This is a genomic window from Kitasatospora sp. CMC57, from assembly GCF_045866025.2.
GTDB lineage: Bacteria > Actinomycetota > Actinomycetes > Streptomycetales > Streptomycetaceae > Kitasatospora.
In genome coordinates, this window is the sequence record NZ_AP035881.2 from 7,011,840 (window position 1) to 7,030,932 (window position 19,093).

Annotated in this window: 13 protein-coding genes and 3 pseudogenes; 8 read left to right on the forward strand and 8 right to left on the reverse strand. The window is 70.8% G+C overall.

Annotated features, from left to right (window positions below):
* Positions 1 to 3: 3 nt before the first annotated feature.
* Positions 4 to 984: a GlxA family transcriptional regulator gene (locus tag ACKUU6_RS31630; protein WP_407991985.1), complete on the reverse strand. Its 981-nt coding sequence runs from the start codon at positions 982 to 984 to the stop codon at positions 4 to 6.
* Positions 985 to 1,057: 73 nt separating this feature from the next.
* Between ACKUU6_RS31630 and ACKUU6_RS31635 the strand changes: the two genes are divergently transcribed.
* Positions 1,058 to 1,702: an HD domain-containing protein gene (locus ACKUU6_RS31635; protein ID WP_407991986.1), complete on the forward strand. Its 645-nt coding sequence runs from the start codon at positions 1,058 to 1,060 to the stop codon at positions 1,700 to 1,702.
* Positions 1,703 to 1,775: 73 nt separating this feature from the next.
* Here ACKUU6_RS31635 and ACKUU6_RS31640 read toward each other — a convergent pair whose 3' ends face one another.
* On the reverse strand, positions 1,776 to 3,971 hold the full coding sequence (locus ACKUU6_RS31640; protein ID WP_407991987.1) for a sigma-70 family RNA polymerase sigma factor: 2,196 nt from the start codon (positions 3,969 to 3,971) through the stop codon (positions 1,776 to 1,778).
* A gap of 223 nt (positions 3,972 to 4,194) precedes the next feature.
* On the opposite strand from ACKUU6_RS31640, the gene ACKUU6_RS31645 reads away from it, so the two are divergent.
* Both ACKUU6_RS31645 and ACKUU6_RS31650 read left to right on the forward strand, forming a co-directional pair.
* Positions 4,195 to 6,855: a pectinesterase family protein gene (locus tag ACKUU6_RS31645; protein ID WP_407991988.1), complete on the forward strand. Its 2,661-nt coding sequence runs from the start codon at positions 4,195 to 4,197 to the stop codon at positions 6,853 to 6,855.
* A 172-nt stretch (positions 6,856 to 7,027) separates the two neighbouring features.
* Positions 7,028 to 8,398 carry a histidine phosphatase family protein gene (locus ACKUU6_RS31650; protein ID WP_407991989.1) on the forward strand — a complete coding sequence of 457 codons (1,371 nt, stop codon included), beginning with the start codon at positions 7,028 to 7,030 and terminating at the stop codon, positions 8,396 to 8,398.
* Between the two features lie 525 nt (positions 8,399 to 8,923).
* Here ACKUU6_RS31650 and ACKUU6_RS31655 read toward each other — a convergent pair.
* The 4 genes and pseudogenes from ACKUU6_RS31655 to ACKUU6_RS31670 all read right to left on the reverse strand — a co-directional run.
* Positions 8,924 to 9,683, reverse strand: a pseudogene (locus ACKUU6_RS31655) (IS30 family transposase); the annotation flags it as partial.
* Positions 9,678 to 10,328: pseudogene (locus ACKUU6_RS31660) on the reverse strand (IS3 family transposase); the annotation flags it as partial. The pseudogenes ACKUU6_RS31655 and ACKUU6_RS31660, both read right to left, overlap by 6 nt.
* A 37-nt stretch (positions 10,329 to 10,365) precedes the next feature.
* Positions 10,366 to 11,136, reverse strand: a complete 771-nt coding sequence (locus ACKUU6_RS31665) for a transposase (protein WP_407991990.1) — start codon at positions 11,134 to 11,136, stop codon at positions 10,366 to 10,368.
* Between the two features lie 40 nt (positions 11,137 to 11,176).
* Positions 11,177 to 11,650 (reverse strand): transposase domain-containing protein, encoded by a 474-nt coding sequence (locus ACKUU6_RS31670; RefSeq protein WP_407991991.1) that lies wholly within the window; start codon positions 11,648 to 11,650, stop codon positions 11,177 to 11,179.
* A 170-nt stretch (positions 11,651 to 11,820) separates the two neighbouring features.
* Between ACKUU6_RS31670 and ACKUU6_RS31675 the strand changes: the two genes are divergently transcribed.
* On the forward strand, positions 11,821 to 12,396 hold the full coding sequence (locus ACKUU6_RS31675; protein ID WP_407991992.1) for a hypothetical protein: 576 nt from the start codon (positions 11,821 to 11,823) through the stop codon (positions 12,394 to 12,396).
* A 152-nt stretch (positions 12,397 to 12,548) separates the two neighbouring features.
* Here ACKUU6_RS31675 and ACKUU6_RS31680 read toward each other — a convergent pair whose 3' ends face one another.
* The gene (locus tag ACKUU6_RS31680) at positions 12,549 to 12,740 is read right to left on the reverse strand and encodes a hypothetical protein (RefSeq protein ID WP_407991993.1); all 192 of its coding nucleotides are present in this window, start codon (positions 12,738 to 12,740) and stop codon (positions 12,549 to 12,551) included.
* Between the two features lie 283 nt (positions 12,741 to 13,023).
* On the opposite strand from ACKUU6_RS31680, the gene ACKUU6_RS31685 reads away from it, so the two are divergent.
* Complete coding sequence (locus ACKUU6_RS31685; protein ID WP_407991994.1) at positions 13,024 to 14,451, forward strand: SDH family Clp fold serine proteinase; 1,428 nt, start codon at positions 13,024 to 13,026, stop codon at positions 14,449 to 14,451.
* Positions 14,452 to 14,496: 45 nt separating this feature from the next.
* Here the strand turns inward: ACKUU6_RS31685 and ACKUU6_RS31690 are convergent, their stop codons facing one another.
* The gene (locus tag ACKUU6_RS31690; RefSeq protein ID WP_407991995.1) at positions 14,497 to 16,239 is read right to left on the reverse strand and encodes a hypothetical protein; all 1,743 of its coding nucleotides are present in this window, start codon (positions 16,237 to 16,239) and stop codon (positions 14,497 to 14,499) included.
* A gap of 798 nt (positions 16,240 to 17,037) precedes the next feature.
* Between ACKUU6_RS31690 and ACKUU6_RS31695 the strand changes: the two are divergent.
* The 3 genes and pseudogenes from ACKUU6_RS31695 to ACKUU6_RS31705 form a co-directional block, all read left to right on the forward strand.
* Positions 17,038 to 17,274: pseudogene (locus ACKUU6_RS31695) on the forward strand (transposase); the annotation flags it as partial.
* 385 nt (positions 17,275 to 17,659) lie between these two features.
* Positions 17,660 to 18,010 (forward strand): hypothetical protein, encoded by a 351-nt coding sequence (locus ACKUU6_RS31700; protein WP_407991996.1) that lies wholly within the window; start codon positions 17,660 to 17,662, stop codon positions 18,008 to 18,010.
* Between the two features lie 57 nt (positions 18,011 to 18,067).
* Complete coding sequence (locus ACKUU6_RS31705; RefSeq protein ID WP_407992298.1) at positions 18,068 to 18,901, forward strand: transposase family protein; 834 nt, start codon at positions 18,068 to 18,070, stop codon at positions 18,899 to 18,901.
* The last annotated feature ends 192 nt before the right edge of the window (positions 18,902 to 19,093 follow it).

Here is a 19,093-nt window from a genome sequence, read left to right on the forward strand (position 1 = left end):
ACCTCAGGACTGGGTGGCCGCGCCCCGGTCGGTGGCACGGAAACTCTCGCGGTACACGCTGGGCGCCACGCCGACGTGCTCCCGGAACACGGCACGGAAGTTGCCCGCCGTTCCCAGGCCGCAGCGCCGGGCCACGCTCTGCACCGTCAGGTCCGTGGCCTCCAGCAGCTCCCGCGCGTGGCCGAGCCGGGCCTCCAGCAGCCAGCGCGTGGGCGGCAGACCGGTCTCGGCGTGGAAACGGCGGATGAGGGTCCGCCGCGACGTGCCAGCCTGCCGCGCCAGACGGTCGACCGACAGGTCCCGGTGGAGGTTGCGAAGGGCCCACGCGTGCAGCTCGCCCAGCCCGCCGGGACGCTCCACCGGGACCGGCCGCTCGATGAACTGGGCCTGGCCGCCGGCGCGGTGCGGAGCGGCCACCAGATCGCGGGCGCGCCCGTTGGCCACGGCCGCGCCGTGGTCACGCCGCACCAGGTGCAGACACAGGTCCAGTCCCGCCGCCACGCCCGCCGAGGTCAGCAGCTCGCCCTCGTCCACGTACAGCGGCGCCGGCTCCACCCGCACGCGCGGGTAGCGGGCGGCCAGCTCCGCGGCATGCCGCCAGTGCGTCGCCGCCCGCCGCCCGTCGAGCAAGCCCGCCGCCGCGAGAACGAACGCGCCCGTGCAGATGGAGACCACGCGGGCACCCCGGGCCGCCGCCTCCGCCAGGGCGGTGCAGACCTCGGCGGTGGGCGGCGACAGGTCGACCCGCCCGGGAACGATCACGGTGTCCGCCCCGTCCAGCACCTCCAGCCCGCGGTCGACGCAGACCGGTGGGCCGCCGTGCACCGGTACGGGCCCGGGCCGGTCGGTGCACACCGTCAGCCGGTACGGGCCGCCCTGCCAGGCGCCGAACACCTGCAGCGGGATTCCGAGGTCCAGCGGCAGCACCCCCTCAAGCGCGAGCACGACCACGTGGTGGGGGCCGGGGGACACCCGATCGGACATTGGCACGATCCCGTCGACAGCCGGCACAAGTGCCACTGACCGTACCCGGTGCCCGTCCGCGTACGGTCGCGGCATGACGACATCCACGCTCATCCCGGCGCTGCCCGACACCCCGTCGGCCGCGGCCGCGATCGCCCACATCCGCTCCCACGAGAGCGAGCCGGTCGCCAACCACAGCGTCCGCAGCTACCTGTTCGCCCGGCTGCTCGCCGACCACGAGGGTCTGCGACCGGGCGCTGACTACGACACCGACCTGCTGTTCCACGCCTGCGTGCTGCACGACCTCGGCACCGCCCCGGCGTCCCCGGGGCGGGAGCGGTTCGAGGTCGAGGGCGCGGACCTGGCCGCCGAGTTCCTCGGCGACCAGGGTTATGGCGCGAAGCAGGTGGACCTCGTCTGGGAGGCGATCGCCCTGCACTCCTCGCCCGGAATCGCCGAGCGCCGTGGAGTCCTCGCCCGCCTCACCCGCCGCGGCATCGCCGCCGACTTCGGCATGGACGCCGACTACGTGACGGACGGTCAGGGGGCGGCCGTCCACCTGCACCACCCGAGGCTCGACATGGTCACGGCCCTGGTCGACGACATCGTGCGGCACGCCGCCCGCTCGCCGCGCAACGCCGCGCGGTTCACCATCGCGGGCGAACTGGCCAGGGAACGGGCGCAGAACGCGGGCCCCACCAGCCTGGAGCTCGCGGCCGCGGCCTCACGCTGGCGCTGACGGACCTGCGGTGCCGAGCCGCCGCGGCCATCGCCGGACGCGCCCCGCCCGCCGGTCAGGCCCCGCCCGCCAGTCAGGGGGAGAGGGCGGCGCCGACGGACGGGTCCCTGGTGTTGCGCAGGAAGGACGTGACGGGCAGACGCCCGTCGGGCCCGCGGGGAGCGGTGGCCGAGGCGGCGTCGGTCACATCGAGCGACGCGGTGGTCCAGCCCGGCTGCTCCCAGGAGTTCGCCGAGTGGGTGACCCGCTCGCCCAGCCAGGCGTCGGGGTGGTTGGCCAGGGCGAGCGAGTCCCGCACGGTGGCGGCCGAGGAGACGAAGGCGAACCCGGCCGCGCCGTTGCGGAAGGCGGTGTCGCGGGCCAGCCGGTGCGCGCCCGTGCCGCCCGCCTCGGTGACGCCGAAGCCGGCGTTGTCCCAGGCCGCGCTGTCGGTCAGGACGTGGGAGACCTGGACGCCGCCGAGCTTGAAACCGCTGCCGCCGGCGGAGAACGAGGCGGTCCCCCAGCGGTTCACGCCGTTGCCGAACGCCCAAGTGTGTTCGACGGTCACGGCGCCCGCAAATCCGTCGAGATCCACGCCGTCACCGGAGTTGTCGTACATCCGGCAGCCCCGGACCCGGTTGCCGCCGCCCGCGCCGTCCTTGAAGGCGAGACCGTCGGCGTACCCGCCGGTGCCGCCGGTCTCGTGGTTGTCGTGGAAGTCGCTGTCGGCCACCAGGTTGTCGTGGGTGTCGGCCCCCCGGAGCAGCAGACCGGCCTGGCCGTTGCCGTGGACGTCCAGCCGCGCCAGGACGGTGTCGTGGCAGGACTCGCAGACGTACGCGCGATCGGGCGCGTTGACGATCCGAAGGCCCCGGACGGTGAGGAAACCGCCACGCTGGACGACGAACCAGGTGCCGGCCGGAAGCCGCGAGCCGTCCAGGACGGGCTGCTCGTCACGGTAGTTGCTGACCGTGATCCGCCGCTCGCCGGTGCCGGTGCCCGCGAGGGAGACGGTGGCCGTCGGACGGTAGGTGCCGCCGCGCACGGCGACCGTCTGACCGGGGGCGGAAGCGGCGAGCGCCCGGGAGATCGTGGCGAACGGCCGGTCCAGGGTGCCCGGATTCGCGTCGTCGCCGTTGGGGGCGACGTAGTGGTCCCCGGCCGCCACCCCGGAGTACGCCGCCGGGGCCCTCGTGTCGGGCGACGCCGCCGCGGCGGTGGACGCCGGGCCCGGGGAGACCGACGGGGCGGCGGACGGCGCCGCGGCGCTCGCGCTCGCCGCCGGACCGGGAACGCCGGGGACCTGCGGGGTGCGCGGCAGCGGCTCCAGGTACAGCGCGAGAGCGACGGCAGCGGCGCCGGCCGCGCCGGCCACCAGCACCCGCCTCCACGCGGCCGGGCCGCGCCGGGGTGAGACCGCGCGCAGGAACGCCGCCACCGGGCCGGTGGCCGTCCCGTGCTGCGCGGCGAGGCCGGGGATCCGGGCAGCCAGGAGCGCTGGGATCGCCAGCGAGCCCAGCCGGATCGGCAGCTCGTCGATCGAGTCGCGGGCCGCGACGGCGGCCGCGCAGCGCGCGCAGGTCGTCACGTGCCGGGTGAGCCTGGTCAGGACCCGGCTCGCCGCGCCGCTGTCCGCGAGTGCGCCGAGCTCGGGACAGCGTGGCCGCGCCCGCCAGGCGGCCAGTACCCCGACGGCCGCTTCCAGCTTGGCCTTCATGCGCTGGATCCGTACCGCGGTGTGCGGAACGCTCAGGCGCAGCACCTCGGCGACCTCCACGCGGGTGAGCTGCCCGGCGCACTCCTGCCACCACAGGGCCAGCGTCTCGCGGTGGTCGTCGGTCAGCCACCGACCGGCCTCCAGCAGGTCCTGTCCGGCCCGGGCGAGCGCCTGCCGGTCGACCGCCAGCTCGGCGAAGTCGCCCGCCGGGTCGGGGATTCCGGCCGCCTCGGGGAGATCCGCCAGGCGGGCGGCGGCTCGGTGCCGCCGTCCGTGGTCGTGCATCTGCCGCACCGCGATCGCCACGATCCAGGAGCGGAACCGCTCGGGCTCGCGGAGGGAGGGCAGCGCCCGCATGGCCCGCACCATGGTCTCCTGCACGACGTCGTCGACGTCGGGATGCCCGTTCAGCCCGCGCCCGACGATGTTGTAGACCAGCGGCAGGTAGTCGCCGAACAGGGCGGCCCGGGCGCGGGCGTCGCCGTCGCGGGCGGCCTCGACCAGACCGGCTCCGGTCGGCAGGGGCCCTGGAGCCGGTTCGGTGGCGGGCCGTGCGGGAATCGAGCGCAATGCACCCTCACCTCGTGATCTGACGCCCATGGTGATCTGACGGCGGAGCCGCTCATGATCGCACGAGCCCGGGGGACGACCAACCCCGGCCGGTGTGCTGTCGGACGGCTCCCGGCGGGAACCGGGGACCTTGCCCGCACCCCGGAGAACTCGTGGCCCGGATCGCGTTATGGACCGCCCGGCCGGTCCGTCTCCCAGTCAGGACGACGACGAGAGGAGCAATGTGTACCGCAACAGGCACAGGGAGAAGAAGGGGACCCGGAGGGGATCCCTCGGCGTGGTGGCCGGTGTGGCCGCGCTGGCGGTGGTGGGAGCGGGCGGTGCGGCGGCCACCGTCGCGGCCGGGTCCGGCGGGAGCCCCGCGGCCGTACGGCCCGGCACCTACACCCTCACGGTGGCGAGGAGCGGGCTGTGCATGGACCTGGTCGGCGGCGCGACCTCCAGCGGCGCGCTGGTCCAGCAGTGGGGCTGCAGCCCCGGCCAGAGCAACCAGCAGTGGACGCTGGTCGATCGCGGTTCGGGCCGGTTCACCGTCGAGTCCGGGGCCAGCGGGATGTGTCTGGACGTTCCGGGCGGTTCCACCGCCGACGGCGTCCGGCTGCAGCAGTGGGGCTGCACTCCGGGGCAGACCAATCAGCTGTGGACGCTGAAGGCGGCACGGGACGACACCTTCCAGATCGTCAACGCCGACAGCGGTCTGTGCGTCACCACTTCGCAGGCGAGCACCTCTCCAGGGGCGGCCGTCGTCCAGGAGTCGTGCACCACCAACAGCAACAAGCGCTGGTCACTGACCCCAGTGGCCGTCGCGACGCCCACCGGCACCACCATCACCGTGGCCGCCGACGGAACCGGCGACGTCACCACGGTGCAGGCCGCGATCGACCGGATCCCGGCGGACAACGCCAAGCCGGTCACCGTCGCCATCAGGAAGGGCGTCTACCGGGGCGTGGTCAAGGTTCCGCGCGACAAGCCGTACGTCACGCTGAAGGGTTTGGGCGCCGACCCCCGCGACGTGGTCATCGTGCAGAACCACTCCGCCGCCACCGTGAAGCCGGACGGCACCACCTACGGCACCTCCGGCAGTGCGACCGCGTTCGTCGACGGGCACGACTTCGCCGCCTCCAACCTGACCATCGCCAACGACTACGACCCCACGGCCGAACCCTCCCAGGCGGTGGCGCTGAACCTGGCCGCCGACCGCGCGGTCCTCACCGGCGTGCGCGTCCTCGGCCACCAGGACACCTTGCTGGTCAACGACTCCGCGCGGAGCTACTTCCGCGCGTCGTACGTGGAGGGCACCGTCGACTTCGTCTTCGGCGGCGGCGTCGCGGTGTTCGACCGCAGCGAGATCCACCAGCTCGGCGGCGGATACCTCACCGCGGCCAGCACTCCCGCCTCCCGCGGCTACGGATTCCTCTTCTACCGGTCCGACATCACGGGTACCGGAGCCCCGGGGACGGGCAGCCTCGGCCGCCCCTGGCGGCCGGACGCCCAGGTGCTCTACCGCGAGTCCGCCCTCGGATCCTTTCTGACCACCGCTCAGGCCTGGAGCGACATGGGCGGCTCCCTCTGGAGGAACGCCCGGTTCAGCGAGTACCGGAACACCGGGCCCGGAGCCGTCACCGGTGACGGCCGGCCCCAGCTGACCGATGCCCGGGCCGCGGACTACACCCCCGCCACGTACCTGGCGGGCTCGGACGGCTGGAACCCGGCCGCCGCCGCGACCGCCGCCACCGTCTGCAAGCCCGCCGCGTACGGTGCCCGGGGCGACGGCACCACCAGGGACACCGCCGCGCTCCAGCGGGCGATCGACGCCTGCGCGGGCAAGGGCACCGTGGAGCTGACCACCGGCCGCTACCTGTCCGGTGCGCTCACCCTGCCCGGCGACCTCGTCCTCCAGATCGACGCCGGCGCCACCCTGCTCGCCTCCACCGACGCCGCGGACTACCCGCTCGTCGGATCGAAGCGCAGCCCGCTGCTCGGCGCGTCCGGCGTGAACAACCTCACCATCACCGGCGGTGGGACCATCGACGGCCAGGGCGCACCCTGGTGGGCCGTCACCAACGCCGAGAAAGCGGCCGGCAAGCCCCTCTCGCCCAGGCCGGGCCTGATCACGATCGACGGCGCGACCGACGTGGGGATCGGCGGGATCACCCTCAGGAACGCCCCGAACGTGAACGTCACCCTGAAGAAGGTGACCACCGCGGCGATCGACCGGATCACCGTCGTCGCCCCGGCCGACTCGCCGAACACCGACGGAATCGACCTCTGGTCCTCCTCGGGCGTCACCATCACCCGCAGCACCCTCGACACCGGCGACGACGACCTCGCCGTCAACTCCTCCCCGGAGAACGGCCCCTCCCACCACATCGAGGTGACCGGCTGCACCATCCTGCACGGACACGGACTGTCCATCGGCAGCTACACCGCGGGTGGCGTCCACGACGTCGACATCCACCACAACACCCTCAAGGGCACCACCGCCGGCGTCCGGATCAAGACCGCACGCGACCGCGGCGGCGAGGTCCGCGGCATCACCTACCGCAACCTCGACATGACCGACGTCACCACCCCGGTCCAGATCACCGCGTACTACCCGAAGGTCCCCGCGGACGGCGATCCGGCCCAGGCGATCACCGCCACCACGCCGAACTACCACGGCATCACCGTCGCGTACCTCACCGCGACCGGCGCCGACCAGGCCGGCCAGATCATCGGTCTGCCCGAACGTCCCGTCAGCGGGCTGACGCTGGAATCGGTGGCGATCGCCGCGAGGACCGGCCTGACCGTCCGCAACGCCACGGTGACGGCCACGGGCGCCACCCGCATCGCCCCGGCCGGCGGCCCGGCCTACCTCCTGCAGAGCAACGCCACCGTCAAGTGACCGCAGCCGTCGTGGGGCTGGGCGGCCCGGCCCCACGACGGCCCGTCGACCGCAGCGTTCAACTGCCCTTCACCCGGTACCCGGCCGGGCGTCGGCGGGCCTTCTCCCGGTCGTGCGAGCGTCGGTCCGCCGGTCACCGACCGACTGGAACGAAACGATCAGAAGGACCGCTTTGAAGCGCACCGCTCCCCTGTCCGTCGCCGTGGCCGCCTTCCTGGTCGCCGGCGTGCTGTCCGCCACCGGAAGCGCCTCCGCGCGGGACCTGGCCGGCAACCCGCACGCCGACCGGGGCCTGTACGGCACGAAGACGCCGTACGCACCGCAGGAGAAGCCGAACAAGTACCAGAAGCCGCCGACGGGTTTCAGCCCGGTCTTCACCGAGAACGTCGCCCGCCACGGCTCACGCGCCATATCGAACAGCGGTGACGGCGACGCGGTGCTCGCCGTCCTCGGCGCGGCACGGGAGCAGGGCGCCCTCACCGACCTCGGCGCGGAACTCGGCCCGAAGGTGCAGTCGCTCCTCGACGCGGCCTCCGCGCTCGGCTACGGCAACCTCTCCGCGCGGGGGGCGCAGGAGCACCGGGAGACGGCGCTGCGCATGGAGCAGCGGCTGCCGTCGCTCTTCGAGACGATCGAGGCCGAGCACGAGCCGGTCGTCGTGGAGACCTCGGGCGTGGCGCGTGCCGTGGCGAGTGCCAACGCCTTCACCGGCGGTCTGACCGCAGGCGAGCCGGAGCTGGCGGGCCTGATCAAGGCGCCGGTCACCGACAAGAACCTGCTGTACTTCCACAAGCAGCCGCAGAACGCCGACTACCAGGCGTACGTGGCGAGCGACCCGGACCTGGCCGCTGTCCTCGCGGAGATCGACGCCGACCCGCGAACCGCCGAAGCCGCGGACCACGTCGTCGCGCGCCTGTTCCACGACGACTTCACCGCCACGCTGACCGCCCCCGCGCGGGTCTCCTTCGCCCGCTCGCTCTACCAGCTCTACAGCGCGGCACCGGACCTGAGCGTCGAGGTGCCGGACGGCGGTCTCGACCGCTTCCTCACCCCTCGCGACGCCCAGTGGTTCGCCTACCTCGACGACGCCGAGGAGTTCTACCAGAAGGGCCCCGCCTTCAGGGGCCGTACGATCACCTACAAGATGGCCGGTATCCTCCTCGACGACCTGCTCGCCCAGGCCGAGGCGAAGGCGAACGGCTCCAGCCGGAACGGCGCCGTCCTGCGCTTCACGCACGCCGAGGAGATCGAGCCGCTCGCCGCCCTGATGGGCCTGCCCGGCAGCACCGAACCCGCCGAGCCCGGTCAGCCGTACAGCTACCGGAACAACCCGTGGCGCGGGGCCGACGTGGCACCGATGGCCGCGAACATCCAGTGGGACCTCTACGCGAACGCGCCGTCCGACGGCGAGCCCGCCACCCACCTCGTCCGGATGCTCTACAACGAGGAGGAGACCGCCTTCAAGGCCTCCTGCAAGCCCGTCGCCACGGGCAGCCGCTTCTACGACCTCAACGAGCTGAAGCGCTGCCTCGGCCACGGCTGAGGCAGCGTTCCGCCGGCGGGCGGGAACCGGGGCGAGGCCCGGTTCCCGCCCCGCGGTGCGCCCGGGCGGCCGCCTCCGTGGGGGCAGGGCAGCCCTGAGGTGCCCCCTGATCTTGGACAGCGGGTTCCTATGCTGCAGGGGCGGAGTCGCGCTGCAGTCCGGCTCGGGTTCCGAGAGCGTGAGGTATCCGAGCCCGGGGTGCCTGTGGAGCCGGGTGCGGTTGCATTTGAGGTTCCACCCTGCGGTTGGACACTGTCCGTTTACGCCGCCAAGGCGTGACCTTGGTGGTGTCGCTGTCGGATTTCGAGTGGGGTGAAATAGCCCCACCGGGGGTCTTTGCGCAGGCCCGGTGGTTGTAGAAGGTCTCGATGAACGCGAAGACCTCCGCGCGGACGGTGGCGCGGTCCGACCAGATCCGGGCGCCGATCTCCTCCTTCAACACGGCGAAGAAGCTCTCGGCGGCAGCGTTACCGTGACAGGAACCGACTCGCCCCATCGACTTCCCCATGTCCGACTTGCTTATCCCGCCCTCCACCCTCGGCAGATGCACCAGGAGGGTAGATCGGCTGCTGCGCTCGACGAGCGTGCCGATCGCGGACCTGCCCGTCCCAATGATCAGATCGCCTTCCCAATGCCCCGGGACCGCGCGGTCCCCGGCCTCTGCAGGACGCTCGCTGAGGACGACATCCGCGGTGACATGCCCTTGCGGCTTGTTCCGTGACCTCGACCGAGGCTCTCGAAGTGCCCGCCCGGTACGCAGGCAGGCGACCAGCTCCCGCTTGAGCGCACCACGGCCCTCAATGAACAGCGACTGGTAGATCGCCTCGTGGCTGATGCGCATGGACTCATCCTCGGGGAAGTCGGCCTTCAGCCGGTGCGAGATCTGTTCCGGGCTCCATGCTGTCGCCCACCGCCTGTCCTGCCGGTACGGCTTGTTCAGCCCCTTCCACGGAGGCGTCTGCGGTCCCGTGACGACCGTCCCGTCAGGCCGGTGAACGTTCCCCGAAAGCCTCTCCTGCACGTACTCACGCAACCGGTCGTTGCCCAGGAGCTTCGCGCTCTTCGGACGCTTGGCCGCCTGCTGAGCCTTCCACTGGGCGACCGTCGCGCGGTACTCCTGCTTGCCGCCGCGCGTGGCAGCGTTGCGGCGCAGTTCGCGAGAGATTGTCCCGGGGTCACGCCCCAGTGCGCGGGCGATCTCGCGCACACCCTTGCTCATCGCTCTGAGGATCGCGATCTCCTCGCGCTCCTCGAACGTGAGGTACCGGCCCGAGGGCTCGCGCAGGGCGTCGGCGACGAGTTCGGTTCGCATGTGGTCGGCGATCGACCAGCCCACCAGCCGCTTGGAGTGCAAGTCCAACACCGTTGCGAGGTGGAGGAATTGTCCGTCGCTGATGGGGAGGTAGGTTTATGTCGCCGACGTACTTCTGGTTCGGTGCGGCGGCGTTGAAGTCCCGCTGGAGCAGGTCCGGCACCGGCATCGCATCGGGTGCGGGGATCGTGGTGCGGACCTTCTTGCGCAGGTGCACCCCGACGATGCCGGACCGGCGCATCAGTCGCTCGACGCGTTTGTGGTTGACCGGTCGGCCCTCGTCCCGCAGCTCGGCGGTGATCCTGGGACTGTCGTAGGTGCTGTCGGACTCCCGGTGGATCCCGGCGATCCGCTCGGTGAGGGCCAGGTCGGCCCGCTCGCGCTCGGCGCGGGCCGGGCCGGCGTCGCGCCAGCGGTAGAAACCGGAGCGGGAGACGGCCAGGAGGGTGCACAGCCGCTTCACGCCGTAGGCGTCGTGGTGGTCGGCAACGAACGTGAAGCGGCTCACCAGTTCGTCTCGCCCGCGAAATACTTGGCCGCCCGGTGCAGGATCTCCCGCTCGAGCTCGAGTTCCCTGACCCGGGCCCTGAGCTGCTTGTTCTCCCTGGCCAGGGCGGTGGCCTCGGCGGTACCGGGCACGGCGGCCTGCTCGGCCTCACCCACCCAGACCCGCAGCGTCTCGTGGTTGACGCCCAGATCCATAGCGGGAGATCGGGGACTTGACCTTGCGAGTGCTCGTTCGGTGACGGCGGGGCGCAAGAAGTCGGTCCAGCACTCGCCGACCGATCAACCCGAGAGAACCCGGCTCGTCCGGGACGATCCCGGCGGCCTGGACGACCTGGTCGCGGGCGGTCTGGAGAGCAACGGCGAAACTGCAGCGGTCGGGGTCGGTGCCGGGGACAGATTCGGCGGCCTCGACCATCATGGTTCGCAGGGCCTGGTAGAGCGTGAGCAGGGCCCACATCTCCTGTTCGAGACCGGCCTGGTCGCACGACCGGAGATTTCGGCCGGCCAGGATCGTGTGGCGGAGCGCGTAGTACGCGCTCTGGTGTTCCCAGCGCTCGTGGTAGAGGTTGACGAGTGCCCTGGCGGGGTGCCGGCGGGCGTCGGTCAGCGTGGTGGCCAGCCGGTAGGAGCCGGAGAAGACGGTGCCGTCGGCGCAGGTCACCGTGATCTTGGCGTCGATGATCCGGACGTGGACGGTGCCGATCGCCGACAGGTAGGAGCCGTCGTCGAGGCGGGCAAGGACCGGGGTGCGCCGGTTGCTGCGGAGCCGACCCAGGACCTTCGCGCTGGTCGCGGTCACCTGGGCGAGGAAGGCATTGGCGTCGAAGCCCTTGTCCCACAGCACCAGCATGTCCGGCGTCAGCAGGTGCAGCAGCCGTTGTGCGTAGGCGGTCTCGCCCACGTGGGTGGGGCCGAACACGCGCCGATCAGGGACCTCGTTCCGGTCTCGACCAGTGTCATCAACTCCAGTGTGGGATGGCCGTGATGGGCCGTCCGCCCGAGCCATGCCCGGTTTCGCGGCGCATCGGGCACCCGCAGCGAGCTGCAGCCGTCGAAGGACACGGTCCGGTAAGCACCGAAGCGCACCCCCGGCGTCGTCGGCGGGCCAGGGGACCTGCCAGGACCTCGAACAGTGACCGCACCGGCGCGGCCCCCAACCGACGGCGAAGGTCCCGCAGTGCCTTCGCACTTGGCGAGGCCACCGGCATCCCGGCCAAACCGGCGGTGAGCTTGTCCCAGACCAGCCGGTAGCCGGCCTCGGGGAACAGGCACATCGCCAGCAGGAAGTACATCCCGACCCGGGACGGCAGATCGCGCAGTCGCCGCTGCACCGTCCGCGTCTCCGCCAGCACCGCGTCCACGAGCTCGAAAGGCACCACGGCGGTCAGTTCTCCCAGATGGTTCGGCGCGAACCGGCCCGCGGCCACAGTCACCGTACGAGTGATGGCCGTCAGCGCGGACGGCAGGGCAGAATGAACCCGCAATGGGGCTTCTCACGTACAAGCTGTCTTGGTCGACTGCCTGTATCAACGAGCTCCGTTGTGCTTTCGCCTCGAACCCTCAACAACCCTGCGGGACCTGCGAAAACGTTAACTTCCCGGCCTTGGGGAAAACGCCCACCCACCTGGCCATCGGCCTCGGGGTCAAGGCCGCCCATGCCGGCTACTCGGTCCTGTTCGACACCGCCAGCAACTGGATCACTCGGCTGGCCAAGGCTTCGGCAAGGTCCACGACGCAGGCCGGCCAGGTGCGGGAGCGCAAGTACGGCGGGAACACGAAGGCGATGGCTGCGGCTACAACGTCGCGTCGCGCACGGTGCTGCGCTGGATTGACGCACCGCCACCCCACGAAGCAGCAGAACGTCGACCAGCTGCAGCGCGAGGCGGTTGAGGTGCAGACCACCGAGCGCGGCTGGGAGCGCAAGGCCAAGCGGCTGGCCCAGCGTGGTACCGTCTCCGGGATCGGGGCCCGGGTCGGCCGCGCCGCCGGCCCCGACCGGCTGGAGTGCCCGCAGTGCGCGGCTGACCGGGAGGAGAAGGAGCTGGGGTCGCTGGTGCTGCCCGCCCCGACCAAGCGCGAGCAGATGGCCGCCCTGCTCTCCACGCCGGACGATCCGTGGTGGGATGTGCGGGTGCTGCACGCCAAGCTCCACCCGGTGAAGGACCGCCGCGCAGCGTGAGTGTCGCCCCCGGCGCAGCTGTCGCGGGGGCTGTCGCGACCCCCTGTCGCGTGGGGTGCTGTCGCGCCCTATGACCTGCGTAGATAGGCGCTTACCCCGCGCCTGACCGGGGCGCCACACCTGCGCGCGACAGTAGGTGGGTGCCGACCCGCTCAGCCGCTGGAGGAGGCGCCGACTTCCCCGCCCACCGCCTGCGCCTCGCGGTACCGCCGCTCAGCAGCGGCACGCTCCGCCGGGGTCAAGATCCAGCACCCGCACATGTGATCCGGGAGGAATTCCGGGTCGAGGTTCTCGCACCACGGGTCAAGGCAGTACGGCCCGTACTTCGTCGTGTCGTAGACCATGAGAGAAGCGTGCAAGGCACGCCCACCCGGACTCGCTGCGACACACCAACGAAGATCTCCGGCCCGGCGGTACTCGGCCCGCGCCAGCTCTCCGCACGCGGTCGCCGGCTGCAACGCGAGGTGCAACACAGGGTTGCAGCGCTGCTCCGCGTTGCAACCCTGTACTGGGCTTCTATCCCCTTGGGCGGGCCCCGCCGTGCCGTGTTGCACCCCCGAACGGCTGGCACCCGCCTACTGCCAGCGCATCCCGAGTTCGGTCAGGCGCTCGGCCCGGGTAGCGGGGATGTCGGCGCGCCTGTGTTTCGCGATGAACAGGGACCGTCGGGTCGCGCTGGGTGGAGAACTGGAGAAGCTGCGTCTCACCGGCAGCCGAGCGGCGCTCCTGCGGCTCCCCGGCGTGCTTCGGCTCGCGCGGTGGCCGGGTCTGGGACTGCGGCAGGGCCAGGCGCTCGACGGCGGCCACGCCCCACCCCAGGTCCCGGCCATGGGCGAGGAGGCGTGGACGCCGGTGCGCAGATGCGTGGCTCATTGGCGGAGGCCACGATTGAAGGAGAGCGACGACCAGCGACGACCACAGGGGGTGCTGGAAGTGAGCATCAGGAACTCAGGTTCAGAACCTGCGGACGACCGGGAGACCGCACTTGACGTCGGCATGCAGCCCGACCAGAAGAGAATGCGGACAAAAGATCGAGAGGCTGTACTCGCCGCCGGGAAGACATTGGAAGACAGTTCTCCCGGGACCTGGCTGTTAATCAGCGGAGAATTCACGTCGGACAGTCGGGACGCCAAGGGCACCGAAGGGCAGGTCAGGGATCTGCTGCAGTACCTCTTCAAGTACCCGACATCCAGGGGCGAGGACGATCCGTCGCCTGAAATCAACGTCCTCGTCGACTCGGTCGGCGGGAGCCTGGACAGCGCGTACACGGCGGCGCTGTATCTCACCGCCTACTCGAGCATGGTGCGGGTCTACGTACCGCGCCGGGCCAAGAGTGCCAGCACTCTGCTGGCCCTCGGTTCCGACGAGCTGTACCTGTCACCCTTCGGTGAGCTCGGACCGCTCGACACCCGCTTGTCTGACCCAAGGAACCCGGCTCGCAACGTGTCGGCGCTCGACTGTTACCAGAGCGTCGACTACGTACGGGACTTCGGCATCCGAGCGATGCGCAGGGTGATGCCCGCGTTGATCGACCTCGCCGGCCACCAGGATTCCGCTACCGCCCTCATGGAGGAGTCCACGCGCTTCGCCCTGGGCGCGATAACGCCGCTCCTGCAGGACATGAACAGCCTGGACCTCGGCGCGTGGGGACGGAGCCTACGGATCGGGGAACGGTACACGCGCAAACTTCTGGAGGCCAAGCCGACCAATGTCGACCAGCAGTGGATCGAGGAGATCGCCAGAAAGCTGGTCTTCGACTACACCCACCACTACTTCCCGATCGACTACCGCGAGGCGGAGCGGCTTGGGCTGCCGGTCGCGATGATGGACGAGAAGACCTATTTCGCGGCGGCCAAAGTGGTGGACATCTGCCAGGGCAAAAACTTCGTCGGCTTCATCAGCAAGAAGGAGGTCGCGGCCTGGAACCAGCTGGTCGCGAAGATGCCGGCGCTGGCGGATGCCGGCCCCTCGGCGGACGGTCGGGAGGCCGCCGAACGGCGGGCGCTGGCCCTCGTTGACGACAGCGGCGGTGCCACCAAGCCCAAGTTCGACTGATCTGGGTGCGCCGCAGGCCTGATCAGTGGCCGGCGCTGCCGACCATCAGGGGCCCTTTCGGACGACACCGGTGAACCCGGCGATGAAGAGGGTGAGAAAGGCCCATCCGAGTGCCTGGAGGGCCATGTTGGTGACGAAGAGCCACTCGGCCGCGGGAGCGTCGGACAGCACGCACCGGGGGGCGGTGGCCAGTCCAACCAGTGGGACGGTCCGGTCGGCCGCCACACCGATCGCGTCGACCCAGCCGCAGTGACCCGTCCCGTACGGCTGGACGTGGTTCAGAAGACCTTGGTCGGCAGCGACCACCATGAGTATGGCGGAGACCACCAGGACGCCCAGGAGGAAGAAGAGGGCCCGGCCGGGACGGTAGCCGTAGCCCACCGTAATGCCGGAGATCCGGTTCCAGAGCCACGCCGCCCAGCTGAGTCGACCCCGCTCCTTCCTGAGGGCTGTGCCGTGCGCCCCCTGCTGCACCATCAGTGTCTTCTTCGCGGCCACCTCCTCCCCGGCCTCCCGAAGGACCTCCGCCAACTGCCGGTACGGCTGCGGATGGTACTTGGGCATCCGCTCGTCCAGCGTCTTCAGCCAGGTCTCGGGTTCCAGCCCTGCCGGTACCGTGCGGTAGACGAATCCCTCCAGCCGCAGCGACGGCGCTCGGGACCCGGTAGCCGTAGGGCGCCAGAACGTCTCGTTCCACAAGCACAGGGTTCCGGCCACGTGGCAGTCCCGCAGGTCGATGGCTACCCGTCCGCCGTCGTCGTTGGCCAGCTTCCCGTCGAGCTGCAACTCCCCGCCGATCCGCGCGTGACGCAGAACGAGCACGTCGAGGAGCTCGTCCTCGTCCCCGTCCGGGCTGCGCCGTCCAGTGGCATCGAGTCCGCGCAAGTAGGCATCCTCGGCGATCTGCGCTTCGACCGCCGCCAGCGCGGGGCCGCGCCCATTGCACAGGACAGCCTTGTCGAGATTCAGCTGGCCGCCGACGTGCACGCTGTGCAACCGGACCGCCCCGCGGCTGTCGTGACCGGTGGCCCGTAGCTTGTACAGAAGGGCATCGCTGTCGATACGTGCGCCGTCCGCCATTACGGCGGGGCCCTCAGAACACTCAACCTGTGCCTCGTCGAACTGGAGCTGCCCCGCGACCTGTGCGCCGGTCAGCCACAGGGCGCCGTGGTCCTTGCTGCTGCCTTTGGCGATCACCTTGGACAGAATCAGGTTCCCGCCCACGCTCAGGCTATCGAGCTGGAGAGCCGGTCCCCCGTCGTTGTCCAGCCTCGCTCCGCTCAGCGTGAGGTACCCGTCGATACGGGCGTTCGGCATCCTCACAGCCCCATCGCCACCGTGGCAGCTGGCCCGCAAATCCTCCAGCGAAGCGTCCTGACTGACGTGCAGGCCGCCGGCCTGCAGCGCGACGGCCTCGCTGCTGCTCGTCAGCGTCGCATGGCGCACGGTCAGATCGCCCCCGATGTATGCCTCATCCAGACACACGGCCACCTTCCCGTCCGTGGAGATGGTCACGAAGTCCAGATCCAGGGTGTGCTCGAACCATGCCTGGCTCGCGCGAAAACGGGGAAGGGTCGAATGCGCCAAGGAAAGGCTCGGCAGGTGTGCCCGGTCCGCGACGACCGGTTCGTCGAACCGGCAGTGCTGCAGGTTGAGCGGGATGCTCGCCCGAACGTCGGAGAGGTCGAGCGTGCCGGTGATGCGAGCGCCGCACAGCGTGATACCGCGTGGATCCGCAGTACTGTCGCCCGATGTCAGCAGCAGGGCGCGGATGTCCTCGGCCGACACGGTGCGCAACCACTCGACGAGGCGGGGGACCGCGCCACGCGAGCCGTCGTCTTGGCAGAGATCGAGAGGCCTGCCACTGTGCGCTGCCCTCCGTAGTCTCCTTGTTCGCATGCCCATGCAGCTCACCATAAGGCGGAGCATCGAGTCCCGCGCGGCTGCCTTCTGGTCGACGTCCAGACGGGCCGCGTCGTGAAGCCGGCGAGCTGACCTTGAAGACCTGCAACCAGGCCGACCTCGACCTCTGGCTCGCTGATCACCCCGGCCACCGGACGCGGACCGCGAACTTCACGCGGTGGGCGGTCACCCACCGGCATGCCTTCCATCTCACCGCACCGAGCACTCGCTGGCCGGACCCGGCCGGACCACTGGACCAGGACCGCAGATGGGCCGACGCACGCCGCCTTCTCCACGACAACAGCTGCCCCGTCGCCGACCGGGCAGCCGGACTGCTAATCCTGCTCTACGCCCAAAAGCTCAGCGACATAACAGCCTTGACGACCGAGAACGTCCGTCACCTGGACGGCCGAGCTGTCCTGAACCTGGGCAGTCGCCCGATCACCCTGCCCTCCCCGCTGGATGCGCTGATCGACGACCTCGTGCTCACCCGCAAGGCTCCCGGAAGCACCGTCCTCACCGAGGAGTCCAACTTGGCTGTTCCCGGGCCGATGGCACGGACGACCGCTCACCGAAGGTGCACTGTCCCGGCGCCTGCACGCGCTCGGGCTCGACCCGCGGCAAAGCCGGAACGCCGCCCTGTTCGCGCTCGCCGCCGAACTCCCAGCAGCGATCTTGGCCAAGACCCTGGGCATCGACGTCGAGATCGTCCGCCGCGACCCCGCCATCAAGGGATTCGTCGTCCAGCCCCGCCGCTGGGTCGTCGAGCGCACCCTCGGATGGCTGATGAACCACCGGCGCCTCGCTCGCGACTACGAAGCTCTCCCGGCCCGCTCCGAAGCGATGATCCACGTCGCGATGATCGGCCTCATGACCCGCCGACTCACCGGCGAGAGCACCCCAACCTGGCGAGGAACCTGACCCCGAAGTCGGGGACGAAACGCCCAGTGAGTGTCAGCGATCGATCGGCATTCTGATGTCACTGACCCGTTTCCAACCTGAAGTCGCAGGTCGTGGCGCTGGCGTGAGGAAGTGATGGGGTGCTCTCGCTGGTGGCGATGTTGATCGTCTCGGCGTGATCGTCCGCCGCCACTTTCGGTCGGTTCCCGTCAAGCCGTCGTTGCTGCTGGAGTGTTCACGTAGCGTCGATTGAGCCAGTTGGTTGCCGCGTGGGGAGGGGCTGGCGTTGGCGGAGGTGCCGACCTGGGTGATCGAGCGTCGGGTGGTGCTGGCCGATCGGGCGGTGCGGCTGCGCAAGGAACTCGTCTAGATCGAGGCCGAGGTCGCTCGTCTTGAGGCGGCCGAGGTGGTGATCGGCCAGTTCATCGAAGCCGAGCGGTCCGGGACGGCCGACGCCCCGGCCATGGCGGAGGAACTGGAGCGGGTAACCGCCACTCCCGGGGCCGGCGGTCTGCTGCTGGTCCCGCACCGCGAGGCGGGTATGCAGGAGAGCGCACTGCCGGCGGACTACCAGGCGATCATGAGGATCGTGTCCGGCGCGGTGGAAGCGGTTCCGGCCAAGGACGTCAGTGTCAAGCTCGGCCGGGGCACCCAGCCCGGTCAGGTCGAGCCGGTGCGCGACAAGCTCAAGCGGCTGGCAGACCGCGGATGGCTGCACCGGACCCCGGCCGGCCGCTTCACCACACTGCCCGGGTGACGCAAGAGGCCGGATCTCGGCGTAACGTGCGGGCCCCCGACGGGTGTTGGGGTGTCCATGCGACTGAACAACCACTCCGCCGAGGGCCCTGAAGGGCTTGTCTACCAGTGCCGTCTACCGCTGTCGAGCACCACGCTGGACCTGGTCGCCACCGTGATCCGCACCCACCTGGCAAAGATCGGCTCGCGCTGGCGCAAGCTCCCGCCCGGCAGGACCGCCCTGGTCGTCCTCGCGGTCCTGCGGCATGACCAGCGCCTTTCGGACATGGCCGGCGGCAACGGCGTGTCCGCCTCCACCGTGCGCCGCTGGCTGCTGGAGGCCATCGGGCTACTCGCCGCACGCGCCCAGCGCCTGGACCGCGCGCTGAAGAAGATCACCCGAAAGGGTGGCGTCGTCGTCCTGCTGGACGGCACGCTGGTCCGCACCCGTCGACGCACCGGGGGCGAGAACCAGCCCAACTACAGTGGGAAGCACACGGTCCACGGCCTGCTGTTCCTCGCGTTGACCGATGAGCGCGGCAACCTGATCTGGATCTCGGCGGCCAGGCCGGGGCGCTCCAGCGAGATCACCGCCGCCCGCCACGACAGGATTACCGCCCACCTGCGGGAAGCCGGCCTGGGCACGCTGGCCGACCTGGGCTTCGTCGGCCTGGACGAGGACCCCGACGACCCCGTGGCCGTCACCGGCCGCCGAGCGACCCGCGGCCGTCCGCTCACCGCCGCTCAGAAGGAGGCGAACCGGCTGGTCAGCCGCGAGCGCGCGGCCAACGAGCACGGCTTCGCGGACCTGAAGAACTGGCGCATCCTCACCAAGGTCCGCATGAACGCCCGCCACGCGACGACCCTCCTGCGGGCCCTGCTCGTGCTGACGAACGCCGAGGTCCAGCGCTGACGGACGATCACCCGCCAGCGATCACGCCCCCGACCGGCCCGAGCGCCCCAGTCCGAACCCACACCAGCCCTCCCGACCTGCGGAATTCAGGTTGGAAACTTCCCATTGCTCTGCGATGTCAGTGAGCGTCTTCAGAGCGGCCATCGATCGGGTGACGGCCGGCGGTCGTGGACCGGGGAAGAACGGACAGGG